This is a genomic window from Paenibacillus sp. PDC88, from assembly GCF_900106725.1.
GTDB classification, from domain to species: domain Bacteria; phylum Bacillota; class Bacilli; order Paenibacillales; family Paenibacillaceae; genus Paenibacillus; species Paenibacillus shunpengii.
The window spans coordinates 616,949-629,912 of the sequence record NZ_FNNT01000001.1 but is presented as its reverse complement, the minus strand read 5'-3'; the positions used below and the strand labels follow the sequence as shown (position 1 = coordinate 629,912).

Sequence of the window (12,964 nt, the reverse complement as noted above, 5' to 3'; positions counted from 1 at the left end):
GGAAGTTCAAATGAGGATAAAACAATTTGCAAGACCGGCTTTGGCTGATTGCGTGAAAGAACTGGTGGCTACGGCTCGAGGGGATTTAAAGGCTTCTCTTGTGATTCAAAATGGGTGTTTGGTCAACGTTGTGTCAGGCGAAATATTGAAGGGCATGTCTGTTGCTGTACAGGGCTCTCGCATTGCATACGTAGGCAAGGATGCTTCCCATACCATTGGACCGGACACAGAAGTTATTGACGCCAGCGGGCAGTATATTGCACCAGGACTGCTGGATGGTCATTGTCATATTGAGAGCACACAATTAACTGTAGCCGAATTTGCAAGAGCCGTGCTTCCGTTAGGAACAACGGGCGGATTCTTCGATGCGCATGAAATTTCCAACGTGCTTGGTCTGAACGGACTTAAATATATGCTCGAAGAGGCAAGAACGACGCCTCTCGCAGCATACATGCAGGCACCTTCCTGTGTGCCATCTACAAGCCCTGAGCTCGAAACGACGGGAGCCTATATTGGTGCTGAAGAGGTTGCCGAAGCATTGAGCTGGGGTAATGACATGATTGGCTTAGGGGAAGTGATGAACTTTCCGGGTGTTGTATATGGCGAGGAGAAGATGATCGGAGAAATAGAAGCCACACTGCGCGCGGGTAAAGCGGTGGATGGTCATTTTACCTGGGCGGCAGATGATTGGAGACTTCCTGTATATGCAGCGGCAGGTGTGACCGGAGATCATGAATGTGTAACCAAAGAGGATGTACAGGAAAGAATACGTCTGGGCATGTACGCCAAAATGCGGCAAGGTTCTGCCTGGCATGATGTAGCAGAAACGATTAAGGCGTCAACCGAGCTCGGGCTTGATACAAGACGGATGATGCTCGTGACGGATGATCGGAGCTCAGAATCCCTGCTGAATGAAGGGCATATGAATTACGTTGTGCGTCTGGCTATCTCCCAGGGAGTTAAGCCCGTAACGGCTTTTCAAATGGCGACGATCAATACGGCTGAGCGGTTCGGCGTTCAGAGAGATGTGGGTTCAATTACACCGGGCTCGATCGCCGATATCATTCTACTGGATGGAAGACTCGCTGATGTGAATGTGCACACGACCATTGCCGCAGGCCAAGTGGTTGCGAGGGAAGGGAAAATGGCGGCTTCTTGGGATAAGTATCAGTATCCTCAAGATGCACTGGGGACGGTTCAGTTGGAGGCTGATATCCAAGCGGATCATTTCGTAATTAAAACACCTGTTCATGAGGGTGAGCTTAAAGCCCGCATTATACAGGTGACAGAAAATCATGTTGAGACGAAGGAAGTGTTCAAGACCGTCCGAGCAGAATCAGGCCAAGTAATTCTTAGTCAAGATCAGGATGTATGCAAAATTGCTGTTATTGAACGACATCATAGAACAGGCAACAAGGCAGTAGCTCTTGTTAGTGGAGTTGGCTTTAACCGGCCTGCCGCGATTGCCATGACGGTCGCTCATGACAGCCATAATCTGATGGTGATCGGAACAGATGACCATCTGATGGCCGAAGCGGCTAACCAGGTAGTGAATATGCAAGGCGGGGTCGCGGTGGTAACAAATGAGGGGATGACAGAATTTCCGCTGCCGATTGCAGGTTTAATGTCCCCGGAGCCTTTTGAGATCGTAGCTTCACAATCTGAAGCCATCAGCCAGGCACTAAAGGCCTCTGGATGCTGCTTGAACAATGCGTTCATGACTTTGTCCTTATTGGCCCTGGTGGTTATACCTGAGCTGCGGCTATCCGACAAGGGACTTGTTCGTATCTCTGCAAATGGAATTGAGCTCGTTCCATTGTTTGAACAATAATGGATAAGTCTTAAATATAGTTATGATCTGAAATAGGTAAGCAGGCATCTGTCTGCTTACCTATTTTTTCGTTTGAGTGAAGGAAAAATAGTTCGAAATCATTAAATGAGTATAAAGTCCTATAAAATGCTTTCGTATTTCTCCGAAAATAATAAAGTAATACTTTCGTCCTTCTAAATTTGTCGAAATGTAAGGCTAAGGTAATTGGGTAATGAGACAAATGGACGTTATTGTATGCGAATTGGAGGCAAATTTGCTGAAAAGCAAAGACGCAAAGCCATGGGTCTAAGGTAAGTCTAATGACTTATGATGACAGCCGGTTGCCGATTTATTAATAGAGAACGAGCAGGACATAAGACATCGTTCCTAAAATCGAAGGAGTGTACATAAGAGATGTGGAAGAAGACAGGGAGAGTGGCAGCGGTACTGCTGGCTGCAGTCATTATGGCAGGATCAATGACAGGGGGAGCAGTAGATGTAGAAGCTACAGCCTACTCCAGTAAACAAACAGGAACATGGCTATGGGATACAACCCAGATTAAAAGTGAGCCCGACAAGATACTGGATTTTGCAGAAGCACAGGGAATCAACGCTATCTATTTGCAAATAAACAGAGATGTGGCTGTACCGTATTATAAAGATTTTATCAGCAAGGCTACTGCGGAAGGTATTGAGGTTCAAATCTTGGACGGAAGAGCTTCCTGGGGCCTGTTATCAGGGCGTGAAGGATTAATGAGCTTTGTAGAGTGGATAGAAGCATATCAGAATGGAGCTGAAGAGAACGAGCGGTTCTCGGGAATACATGTGGATATTGAGCCCCATGTGCTAGCAGAATGGAAATCAGATCGTGACAGTGTTGTTGCTCAGTGGCAGTCGAATGTAACCTATCTAACGAATGAAGCGAAGCGAATGGAAATGAAGATCACAGCCGATATTCCTTTTTGGCTTGATAATTATACCGTGCCTGGCGGGGACATGAAGATTAGCAGCTGGATGATTCGCCAGTTCGATGCAGTTGCAGTTATGGCATATCGGGATACAGCAAGTGCCATATACAATGCAGCAGCCAGCGAACTGAAGGAAGCGTCCGAGCTCGGTAAGAAAGTATCTATCGCTGTTGAGACGAATCGAAGCAGTGAGGGGAATTTTATTACGTTCTATGAAGAAGGCTGCGAGTACATGCGTCAAGAAATGCAAGAGTTTGAGCAGATGGCAAGCGAGCATGATTCTTACATCGGAATTTCGGTGCACGATTATGGAAACTGGTCTAAACTAGCGAGTCGTTAATCATAAACAAGGGTGATCTGGTAAGAGCAAAGTGTTCTCACCAAGTCACCCTTGTACTGTTATTTCTAGGATACGGAGACCGGCTCCAAAAAAATTTGTTCAAAGAATTGCTTGCGATATTGGGAAGGCGTCATCTTCTTTTGTTTTTTGAACAGAGTAATAAAGTAGCTTAGATTGTCATAACCAACTTCCATCGCAATATCTACTACTTTATAGTTTGTATTTTCCAGCAGCTTGCATGCTCTTTGGATCCGGTAATGATTAATGTAATCGATCGGGCTCTTCTGGACCATTTGTTTAAAGAAGCGGCAGAAGTGTCCCTCACTCATATTAATGTGTGCAGACAAGTCCTTCAGTTTAATGGGCTCACTATAATGATCGTGGATATAGCCGAGTGCCGTCTTCAGACGTTCAATCTTATCTGGACTGCCTGCGGCAATGTTGCTTCCTAAATCTGCTGCCTGCTGCATATAAGCGAACATTTCTGCAAGAATCAGATACAAGTGTGCCTTGGTCGAAATTTCTATCGTCGGCTTCATTAGCTCATGCTCAAGCAGAATCTGATCGATATGTGTAAGGACCGATTTGCCCCAATCCGTATGACGTGAAATATGGCGGGGAGGGAGCAATTTCCGCTTCAATATAGGGTCCATCATTTTCTCCTGCAGGGAATCAAACGAGGCGCTCGACAGCCAGGCTGGGTCAAATACGATGGCTGAGAAGACACAGCGCTCCTCCCCCTGCAAATATCCCGCATGAATTTCGCCGCTGCCTACGAAGATCGCATCTCCTGCTTGTGCTTCGTAAATATTCATATCGATATGGAAGATAGCAGAACCGCTTTCAATAAGAATCAGCTCCATTTCATCATGCCAATGACAATCAAGAATGCTGTCTCCATTGAGCTGGTCTACTGACGGATAGACACTAACAGGGAACATAGGGTTGCCATGTACGCGATTCTCTCTCAATAATTCTTTATTCATTTCACCAAGCTCCTTGTGCATTCTTCTTCTATATAATAGGAGAAAAAAACTTTACTAATTGAAATCGCTTCCATAATAGGCGCGTTATGTTAATATAAAGTGACAAGTTAGATGAAATTATATCAAAATATTGATACTATTCATCAAAATAACGTAAGAAAATCAAATAAAATATCAATATTATTATAGTATAACCGAAGGGGGAAAGAAAACATGAAATTTACTGATGGATTCTGGATGACTCGTGAAGGGTATCATATTCAAAACCCAACTGATATTCGTGATATTGTTCAAAAAGATAATTCTCTAACCGTTCATGCGGCTACTAAATATATTCGCACCAAGGGTGACACTCTGAACGGTACCTTGCTGAAAGCAACTTACAGTTCCCCAATGCCTAACGTAATCCGTGTAACACTGAACCACCATAAGGGCAGAGTGAAAAAAGGTCCTGAGTTCGAGCTGTTAAATCAGGATACTAATGTTGAAATCTCGAAAAACGAGCAAGGCGCTGTATTGAAGAGCGGTAATCTGGAAGTTCAGATTGATAAAACAAACGGCTGGGACATCAGCTTCCTCTACGGCGGCAAGCGAATCACAGGAAGTGGTCATAGACAAGCAGGGTATATTACTGGGCCGAACAAGGAAGCTTACTTCCGTGAACAGCTGGATCTGGGCGTAGGTGAATATATTTACGGTCTTGGTGAGCGCTTTACTCCATTCGTTAAGAATGGTCAGATCGTTGAGACATGGAATGAAGATGGTGGTACAAGCAGTGAGCAGTCCTACAAGAACATTCCATTCTATCTATCCAACAAAGGCTATGGTGTATTCGTAAACCATCCTGAACGTGTATCCTATGAAATAGCGTCCGAGAACGTGTCCAAGGTGCAATTCAGTGTTGAAGGGGAGACTTTGGAATATTTCATCATCGGTGGTGACAATCCGAAGGATGTGCTTGACAATTATACGAAATTGACAGGTAAACCTGCACTTCCTCCTGCATGGACTTTCGGTCTGTGGCTGACGACTTCCTTCACGACAGATTATGATGAAGGAACGGTAAATCACTTTGTGGATGGTATGGCTGAGCGTGATCTTCCTCTCTCCGTATTCCACTTTGACTGCTTCTGGATGAAGGAATATCAATGGTCTGATTTCGTATGGGATGAAGAGATGTTCCCGGATCCAGAAGGCATGATTAAGCGTCTCAAGGACAAAGGACTTAAAATCTGTGCTTGGATTAATCCATATATCGCGGAAAAATCCTATTTGTTTGATGAAGGTATGGAGAACGGATATTTGGTCAAAACAGCGGACGGAAGCGTGTGGCAATGGGATATGTGGCAGGCTGGCATGGCTCTTGTTGACTTCACGAATCCCGATGCCGTTAAATGGTATAAGAGCAAGCTGGAAGTGCTGCTTGATCAAGGTGTAGACTCCTTCAAGACAGACTTCGGTGAGAGAATTCCGACAGATGTCGTTTACTTTGATGGTTCTGATCCGGTCAAGATGCACAACTACTATACTCAGCTGTATAACAAAGCTGTATTCGAGCTGCTGGAAGAGAAGCTCGGCAAGAATGAAGCTGCATTATTCGCTCGTTCTGCGACAGCAGGCGGTCAACAGTTCCCTGTACACTGGGGCGGTGATTGCTCATCAACTTATGAATCCATGGCCGAATCACTTCGTGGCGGCTTGTCACTTGGATTGTCCGGCTTCGGCTTCTGGAGCCATGACATCAGCGGCTTCGAGAACACGGCGACACCAGATGTGTACAAGCGCTGGGTCCAATTTGGACTTCTGTCCTCCCATAGCCGTCTGCACGGCAGCACATCCTATCGTGTGCCTTGGCTCTTTGACGAAGAGTCCGTGGATGTCGTACGCGACTTCACGAAGCTTAAGATCAGCCTGATGCCTTATCTGTACAATTCTGCACAAGAATCGTCTGCACGAGGCATTCCGATGATGCGTGCCATGATGCTTGAGTTCCCAGAGGATCCTACAACCTACAGCCTGGACACTCAATATATGTTTGGTGACTCGGTTCTGGTTGCGCCGATCTTTAATAAAGAGGGCGATGTCACTTACTATCTGCCTGAAGGAACCTGGACCAACTTCCTTACAGGAGAGAAGATTCAAGGTGGACGTTTCGTACGCGAGAATCACAGCTTCCGCACATTGCCGATGATGATCAAGCCGAACAGCCTGATTGCAGTAGGCGCCGTAAATGATGTAATTGAGTACGACTATGCTGAGAATGTGTCCTTGCATTTGTTTGAGCTTGGTGAAGGAAACAAGGCGGAAGCGAATGTGGTAAGCACGCGTTCTGAACAAGAGCTGAATGTGAAGGCCGTTCGTTCTGGAGACCGTATTGAAGTAACGACAGAAGGAACAGGCAAGGCCTGGACACTCGTTCTTCGCGGTATCCAGGAAGTATCTGCTGTACAAGGCGGATCGGCTGCAAACGGAGAGCATGGTGTTGTCGTGACTCCTGACGCATTTACTGGCAAGCTTACAATTACACTTTAATCAGTTGACAAAAATACGGCGGTGCCACTGGCACCGTCTTTTTTACACTTTAAAAGCCCCGCCAATACACTTCCTTTTCAGTAGCTCCTGGTTAAAAGCACGTATAATTTAATCATGAAACAGCCACATTAACATAGTCGCAATTAGATAAACCTCACATAATGCTGTGCTTCTTGGTAAGCACTTATTGCATTTTCCAACTTAATAAAGGTGGGTAAATATCCAATGGAAAACAAGAAGCTCGATCTGGCAGCACTTTCATCCATTCCTCTAATTATGACTTTGGGTAATTCAGCATTAATCCCGATCCTGCCGCAAATTTCGAGAGAACTTAAAGTGTCGACCTTTATGGTTAGCATGCTTATCACCGTCTATGCAGTTGTTGCCATTATACTTATTCCCATTGCAGGGTATTTGTCGGATCGGTTTGGCCGTAAGGCGGTCATTATTCCGAGCCTCATCATCGCTGCTGCCGGAGGGGCTGTATCGGCTGGTGCTGCCTGGTGGCTGACGAATGGTGCAGCGTATTGGGTCATCCTTGGCGGCAGGCTATTACAGGGCGTCGGAGCTGCCGGAGCTTTTCCCATTGTGATACCGCTGGTCGGAGACATGTTCGAGGATGAAGAGCAGGTAAGCAAGAGCCTGGGTATTATTGAAACGTCTAATACATTAGGGAAAGTGCTAAGTCCTATCATTGGTGCAGCTCTTGGGGTATGGCTGTGGTATGCACCATTTATGATGATTCCTGTTCTATGTCTAATCTCAGTGCTCCTTGTCATCTTCTTAGTAAAAAGTCCAGGCACCAAAAAGGAAGCGCCTTCTTTTCGGGAATTTATCGGATCATTAAAAGACATTCTCGCTGAAAAAGGGCGCTGGCTGTACGCCATCTTTGCTGTAGGCTGCATTTGTATGTTTGTTATATTTGGGGTGCTGTTTTATCTGTCCGAGGTTCTTGAATCTCGATACGATATCCATGGAGTGACCAAAGGTTTCATCCTGGCGATTCCGCTTGCGGCCCTGTGCCTGTCTTCTTATTGGAGCGGGAAGATGATCGGTAAGCATAAAAAGCGCATGAAATGGATCGGCTGCTTTGGACTTATCCTAATGACTGCATCGCTTGTTGTCATGGGCTTCTCAAGTCAGATATATTATGTCATTGGTGTATTTACTGCCGGTGGAATCGGCATAGGGGCCGCGCTTCCCTGCTTGGATGCGCTGATTACCGAAGGGATCGAGGAGGAGCAGAGGGGAACGATCACGGCATTGTTCAGCAGTATGCGGTTTATCGGGGTGTCCTTAGGTCCGCCCGTCATCTCGATTCTGCTGAATACATCGCATTTTATTCTTTTTATGACCCTTGCCGCTGTGGGCGCCGCAGGTATTCTGCTTACCTTGTTTGCCATCAGGCCCTCAGAGGATAATAGCGATACGAATGGCAATAGCAAAAAGTCCAAAAATGTACATTACCGTTTAGGCGGAAAAAGTATGGTCAGAGTGAAAAGAAAAGTCTAACTAAAAAAACCGCCTGCATTAGTTTATAAATGCAGGCGGTTTCGTCGTATTATCCTTCTTGTACAGCTGCACGCTGTTTGGCCAGACGCGAGTAAATGACGTAGATGACCAGCATCAGCACTATAAATAGTGAGGAGTACCGATACATATCCGCATAGCTGGTAACAGAGGCGATGATGCCAAGCAAGAGCGCTCCGATGGCAATTCCGAAATCCAGCGTATTCAAAAACATGCCATTGGCCAAGCCGCGCTGAGAAGGGTGTACCACTTGAATCATCCACGTCTGGAAGGTCGGCTGCAGCGAGCCATAACCTAACCCAAACAAAAAAGCGGCGAAGAATAGACTGAGTGTAGAGCTAGTAAATGATAATATAACGAGTCCAACAATAATGAGTATAGAGCCAGGAATAATGAGAGCACCATGTCCTTTTGAATCATAAATACGGCCTGCAATCGGTCGAATCAACAAGATTGCTATGGCGTTGAATAAAAAGAAGAGCGCCGGATTAGCTATCCCTTGCTCTGCACCGAAGATCGCAATGAAGCCGACCAAGCCTCCATAGGATACGGCCATGAGTCCGTTAAGTATAGATGGAATGACAAGTGCAGAGTTGAAGCCTTTTTTCTCAGGTACTGCGAATGGATTGCTCACCGGCTGCGGCTTCTGAACTTTTTTGGAGGTGAGCATATAACTAAGCGGGACAATGACAACAATAATGATTGCAGTGGACCAGGTAAGCAGTCCAAATCCGTAAGAGTTAAGCAGTGACAAGCCGACAATGGGCCCGATGGACATCGCGAGACTCGTAGACAGACCAAAGTAACCCATTCCCTCTCCCATCCGTTTTAAAGGAATAATATCTGAGGCCATCGTAGGGAAGGCGGTACTGCTCATGCCGAAGCCAACGCCGAATACCATTCGCAAGACGAGCAGAGTACCCATGATCGCAGCAAAATGATAGCCAAGAGTAGCGAGCAAAGCAACGAGAATCCCAAAGTAGATCATCGAGTTGCGCTTTCCTTTTTCTAACTGCTTGGCAGCGAAGATTCTCGCGATAATGGCGCTGAGGGCAAACAGGGTGGTAAACAGGCTGACTTGAAAGGAATTGGCGTTGAATTCGCCCTGCACATAAGCCGGCAGGGTAGAAACGATCATATGTAGCTGTAGAAACAGCAGAAAATTACACAGGGTTAAAATAACGAATTCCTTCGTCCACAATTTCGTTTGTTCATGCTGCATTTGTTTTGTTAAACTCCTTCTGTGTGTGAGATGCTGCGGTATAGCTAGTATTACTTCGTTTGAGGTTCCTTCTCTAGAAGCGTATCAAGATAAGATCCCATCTCGGATAGTACCTTCCAGAAAACATCCATTTCTTCTTTAGGGATAATCTGAGCAATTTCTTCATTAAATTTGTTCTCTAATGGCACTAATGTGCCGGAGAGATCTCTGCCTAGATCTGTGAGAAACAGCTCGAAGGCACGGCGGTCCTTTTGGCTTGGCTTGCGGATAATCAGATTCTTCTTCTCCAGCATATCCAGTATTCTTGTGGTAGTGGGCTGATCTTTATATGCTTTTACGGCAATTTCGCGTTGATTGAGGCCTTCGTTCATATAAATTTGCAGCAGCACAGACCATTGCTCTGTTGTGATGTCATAGGATTTGAGTCGATGGGTCATTACACTAACTGCACGTCTATGAATAACACCGAGCATGAAGCCGATGGAGCGATCAGACAGGGATGTGTTCAATGGAACAGAACTCCTTTCAATGTAAACCTTTTTAGTCATTTTACTTGTCATGCTAATATTATTAAATGTGATAATATCTGTCAATGGGTAATTTGATCTTCTAACTATAACGAATCCTTTATATGTCAGCATGACAAAGAAATGATATATTTAAGAAGGTGATTATGAAGGAATCAGAGGAGGTGCGCTGATGGAATTATCGAGCAGACAACAGGAAATTATTGATCTGGTCGCACGTTACGCTCCGATTACAGGTGACCATATTGCAGAGCAGCTCGGTTTAAGCCGTCCTACCATCAGGTCCGACTTGTCTATACTCGTGATGCTGGGGTTGCTCGATGCGAAGCCTAAGGTTGGATATACTATTGGAACGGCAGTGAGTGAGCTCAGTCAGATGAATGAACAGGTATCCAGACTGACCATTAACGATGTACTGACACCGCCGATCCTGATTCAGGAGCATCGATCTGCATATGACGCAGTTGCCCTGTTATTTCAGGAGAATACAGGAACTTTGTTTGTAGAGAATGAAAACCTTGATTTTGTAGGCATTGTATCTCGAAAGGATCTGCTCAAAGTTACACTCGGGCACGCAGATTTAAAATCCATTCCGGTCAGCCTTACGATGACGAGACGAGCGCAAACCGTTGCACTAACACCGAGTGATCCGGCTTTTCTCGCTGCCCAGATGCTGATCCGCTATCAGGTCAATTGTCTCCCCGTCATACGAGGTGAAGGAGAGTCGAGAGAAGCAGGGGAACATGAAGTCATAGGGAGAGTTTCTAAGACGACTTTGCTTCAGTTATTCATTGAGCTGACAGGAGTCTAGCCTATAGAGGTAACACATATTTAATCTTCAGGTGGAATGTACATAAAGGGGGCAGATAAGTGCACTGGATAGCTATGATCACGATGCTGATCGATCATATAGGAGCTGTGTTTTTTCCAGAACACAGCATTCTGCGTATTATAGGAAGGATTGCTTTTCCCGTATATGCATTTTCCATATTTCTTGGTTACAAACATACACGTAATGTGAAGCGATATACCATCCGGTTGTTTATCATTGCAGTTGTATCACAGATTCCGTTTATGGCTGCATTCAACCAATCCACATTAAATGTCGTGTGGACCTTACTGGCTTCGCTTCTTGTATTACTAGCGCTGGATAAAGTGAAGAATGAAATTGCAGCCGTCTTCATTGTTATTGCTGCTGGATTCCTTATGGAAATATCGACGATGGATTACGGAATCTATGGTTTGTTACTCGTGCTGATCTATAGGTACACGGAAGGCTTCGTGATGGTGTTCGCACATCTGTTCTTGAATATTATAGATATGGTGCAGTCCCAAATTCAGATATGGAGCACGATATCTACCTTATTTATCGCCTTCGCCATTTACAGGGGGGCTTCATTCAGATCTTCCGTTCCAAGATGGTTATGGACAAGCTTCTATCCTCTGCATCTCGCCATTATAGGAATTGTCCGAATTTATATAAGATAAAGACGATAATCGGGTAAGCAGATGGAACAAACCGAGTTATTCCTGTATAATAATTCAAAATGTCAAATCTCAAAACTTATAGAAACGGAAACGTAAGAACATATATTCCATACATGACATGAATCGGTTACAATAGTATATAAATGCGAACAAGATTGGGAGTTGAACTCAAGGTGGATTTAAAACGTTTAGCTGCAGAGAGAGCAGTAGAGTATGTTAAAGACGGAATGAAGGTTGGACTAGGCACAGGCTCAACGGCTTATTGGGCAATTCAACGCCTTGGTGAGCGGGTAAAGAATGAAGGACTGCAAATTGAAACGGTAGCTACTTCCCAAGCATCAGAGGATCAGGCAAGAGAGCTTGGAATTCCGCTCGTCCCGTTCTCCGAAATCGGAAGGCTGGATATTACTATTGATGGAGCAGATGAAGTTGATGGTCGTCTTAACCTGATCAAAGGCGGCGGAGGTGCGCTATTACGTGAGAAGATTGTTGCAATGAACAGCCGGCGTCTCGTGATTGTCGTTGACGAGAGCAAAGTAGTACATACACTCGGGAAATTCCCACTGCCTGTAGAGATCGTTCCATTTGCTTGTGAATGGACTTACCATGCACTGGATCAAATGGGCTGCCATCCTGCATGGCGAATGAACGGTTCGGAGAAATACAAGACAGACAACGGAAATTACATTGCCGATTGCAAGCTGGGCCGCATCTCTGATGCAGAGGCGTTGAATCAGAAGCTTAACATGATTCCTGGTGTCGTTGACAACGGTTTATTTGTAGATATGGCAGATACAATCGTTGTTGCACATGCAGATGGAACGATAGAAATTAAACGCAAGTGAATCCATCTCCTATGAAATAGATTTATATAGAGGAAGGAAGTCCATAGGCAGGGGGGTGATAACTTCATTTCAGCAATGGGGTTAATCAAACTTCATGTGGATTATAGTTACTGGAGGCAAAGTTATGTCTAATATTAGCGATGACAAAGATTTGTCGCTTCAGCTGTTTGTGGTGCTTGCAAGAGCATACAACTCAGTCACTGCAAGATCCAACCGTGATATTCAAAGTCATGGCTTGAATACGACAGAATTTGGTGTTCTTGATCTCTTATATCATAAAGGCCCCCAGCCGCTTCAAAAAATTGGGGAGAAGGTCTTAATGTCCAGCGGCAACATTACTTATGTGGTGGACAAGCTTCAGAATAAGAAGCTGCTTGTACGCAGAGCCTCTATGGAGGATCGAAGAGTGATTTATGCGGAGTTAACCGAGGAGGGAACTGCGTTCTTCGAGCAGATATTCCCTCAACATCACGAAGTCATTATCAGTGCGGAGCAAGGACTCTCGGAGGATGAAAAAAGAGAAGCCATTCGTCTTCTCAAGAAGCTCGGTTTATCAGCAAGCGGTAAGCTGTCAGAAGTGAACGAAAGTATATAATAGGATGGACCCTGTTCATAGGGTCTGTCCTTTTTGCTATTTATTGCGATGCTTGCATGTGTAATCATCTTATGGGACAATCGAGTAATCATGAGGTGCATGAATTTTAGGAGTAAAAGGA

General features: G+C 45.1%; 11 protein-coding genes and 1 riboswitch. Of the genes, 8 read left to right on the top strand and 3 right to left on the bottom strand.

Annotation, left to right across the window (positions count from 1 at the left end; genetic code table 11):
• The first annotated feature begins 10 nt into the window (after positions 1–10).
• The gene (ade, locus tag BLW49_RS02815) at positions 11–1,831 is read left to right on the top strand and encodes an adenine deaminase (protein WP_090723046.1); all 1,821 of its coding nucleotides are present in this window, start codon (positions 11–13) and stop codon (positions 1,829–1,831) included.
• Between the two features lie 236 nt (positions 1,832–2,067).
• A riboswitch (cyclic di-GMP riboswitch) is annotated at positions 2,068–2,159 on the top strand.
• A gap of 65 nt (positions 2,160–2,224) precedes the next feature.
• A complete protein-coding gene (locus tag BLW49_RS02810) occupies positions 2,225–3,118 on the top strand; it encodes a hypothetical protein (RefSeq protein ID WP_076311295.1) in 894 nt (297 codons plus the stop codon).
• A 65-nt stretch (positions 3,119–3,183) separates the two neighbouring features.
• Here the strand turns inward: BLW49_RS02810 and BLW49_RS02805 are convergent, their stop codons facing one another.
• The gene (locus tag BLW49_RS02805) at positions 3,184–4,104 is read right to left on the bottom strand and encodes a helix-turn-helix transcriptional regulator (protein ID WP_090723044.1); all 921 of its coding nucleotides are present in this window, start codon (positions 4,102–4,104) and stop codon (positions 3,184–3,186) included.
• Between the two features lie 213 nt (positions 4,105–4,317).
• On the opposite strand from BLW49_RS02805, the gene yicI reads away from it, so the two are divergent.
• Together yicI and BLW49_RS02795 are read left to right on the top strand one after the other, a co-directional pair.
• Positions 4,318–6,636, top strand: coding sequence for an alpha-xylosidase (gene yicI, locus BLW49_RS02800; protein ID WP_090723042.1), 2,319 nt, complete (start codon positions 4,318–4,320; stop codon positions 6,634–6,636).
• 225 nt (positions 6,637–6,861) lie between these two features.
• Positions 6,862–8,148 carry a bacillibactin exporter BcbE gene (locus BLW49_RS02795; protein ID WP_090723040.1) on the top strand — a complete coding sequence of 429 codons (1,287 nt, stop codon included), beginning with the start codon at positions 6,862–6,864 and terminating at the stop codon, positions 8,146–8,148.
• Positions 8,149–8,197: 49 nt separating this feature from the next.
• Here BLW49_RS02795 and BLW49_RS02790 read toward each other — a convergent pair whose 3' ends face one another.
• Both BLW49_RS02790 and BLW49_RS02785 read right to left on the bottom strand, forming a co-directional pair.
• The gene (locus BLW49_RS02790; RefSeq protein WP_090723038.1) at positions 8,198–9,388 is read right to left on the bottom strand and encodes an MFS transporter; all 1,191 of its coding nucleotides are present in this window, start codon (positions 9,386–9,388) and stop codon (positions 8,198–8,200) included.
• Positions 9,389–9,438: 50 nt separating this feature from the next.
• Positions 9,439–9,897 (bottom strand): MarR family winged helix-turn-helix transcriptional regulator, encoded by a 459-nt coding sequence (locus tag BLW49_RS02785; RefSeq protein WP_177178622.1) that lies wholly within the window; start codon positions 9,895–9,897, stop codon positions 9,439–9,441.
• Between the two features lie 190 nt (positions 9,898–10,087).
• On the opposite strand from BLW49_RS02785, the gene BLW49_RS02780 reads away from it, so the two are divergent.
• From BLW49_RS02780 to BLW49_RS02765, 4 genes are all read left to right on the top strand, one after another.
• Complete coding sequence (locus BLW49_RS02780) at positions 10,088–10,726, top strand: helix-turn-helix transcriptional regulator (protein ID WP_256209550.1); 639 nt, start codon at positions 10,088–10,090, stop codon at positions 10,724–10,726.
• Between the two features lie 59 nt (positions 10,727–10,785).
• Positions 10,786–11,403, top strand: coding sequence for a TraX family protein (locus BLW49_RS02775; RefSeq protein ID WP_076311289.1), 618 nt, complete (start codon positions 10,786–10,788; stop codon positions 11,401–11,403).
• A 173-nt stretch (positions 11,404–11,576) separates the two neighbouring features.
• Positions 11,577–12,248, top strand: a complete 672-nt coding sequence (rpiA, locus tag BLW49_RS02770) for a ribose-5-phosphate isomerase RpiA (protein ID WP_076311288.1) — start codon at positions 11,577–11,579, stop codon at positions 12,246–12,248.
• A 124-nt stretch (positions 12,249–12,372) separates the two neighbouring features.
• Positions 12,373–12,843 (top strand): MarR family winged helix-turn-helix transcriptional regulator, encoded by a 471-nt coding sequence (locus BLW49_RS02765; RefSeq protein WP_076311287.1) that lies wholly within the window; start codon positions 12,373–12,375, stop codon positions 12,841–12,843.
• The last annotated feature ends 121 nt before the right edge of the window (positions 12,844–12,964 follow it).

Bases quoted from the DNA above. Each gene is read 5' to 3' on its own strand.
- ade (WP_090723046.1), top strand. From the start codon at position 11: ATGAGGATAAAACAATTTGCAAGACCGGCTTTGGCTGATTGCGTGAAA.
- BLW49_RS02810 (WP_076311295.1), top strand. From the start codon at position 2,225: ATGTGGAAGAAGACAGGGAGAGTGGCAGCGGTACTGCTGGCTGCAGTC.
- BLW49_RS02805 (WP_090723044.1), bottom strand. From the start codon at position 4,104: ATGAATAAAGAATTATTGAGAGAGAATCGCGTACATGGCAACCCTATG.
- yicI (WP_090723042.1), top strand. From the start codon at position 4,318: ATGAAATTTACTGATGGATTCTGGATGACTCGTGAAGGGTATCATATT.
- BLW49_RS02795 (WP_090723040.1), top strand. From the start codon at position 6,862: ATGGAAAACAAGAAGCTCGATCTGGCAGCACTTTCATCCATTCCTCTA.
- BLW49_RS02790 (WP_090723038.1), bottom strand. From the start codon at position 9,388: ATGCAGCATGAACAAACGAAATTGTGGACGAAGGAATTCGTTATTTTA.
- BLW49_RS02780 (WP_256209550.1), top strand. From the start codon at position 10,088: ATGGAATTATCGAGCAGACAACAGGAAATTATTGATCTGGTCGCACGT.
- BLW49_RS02765 (WP_076311287.1), top strand. From the start codon at position 12,373: ATGTCTAATATTAGCGATGACAAAGATTTGTCGCTTCAGCTGTTTGTG.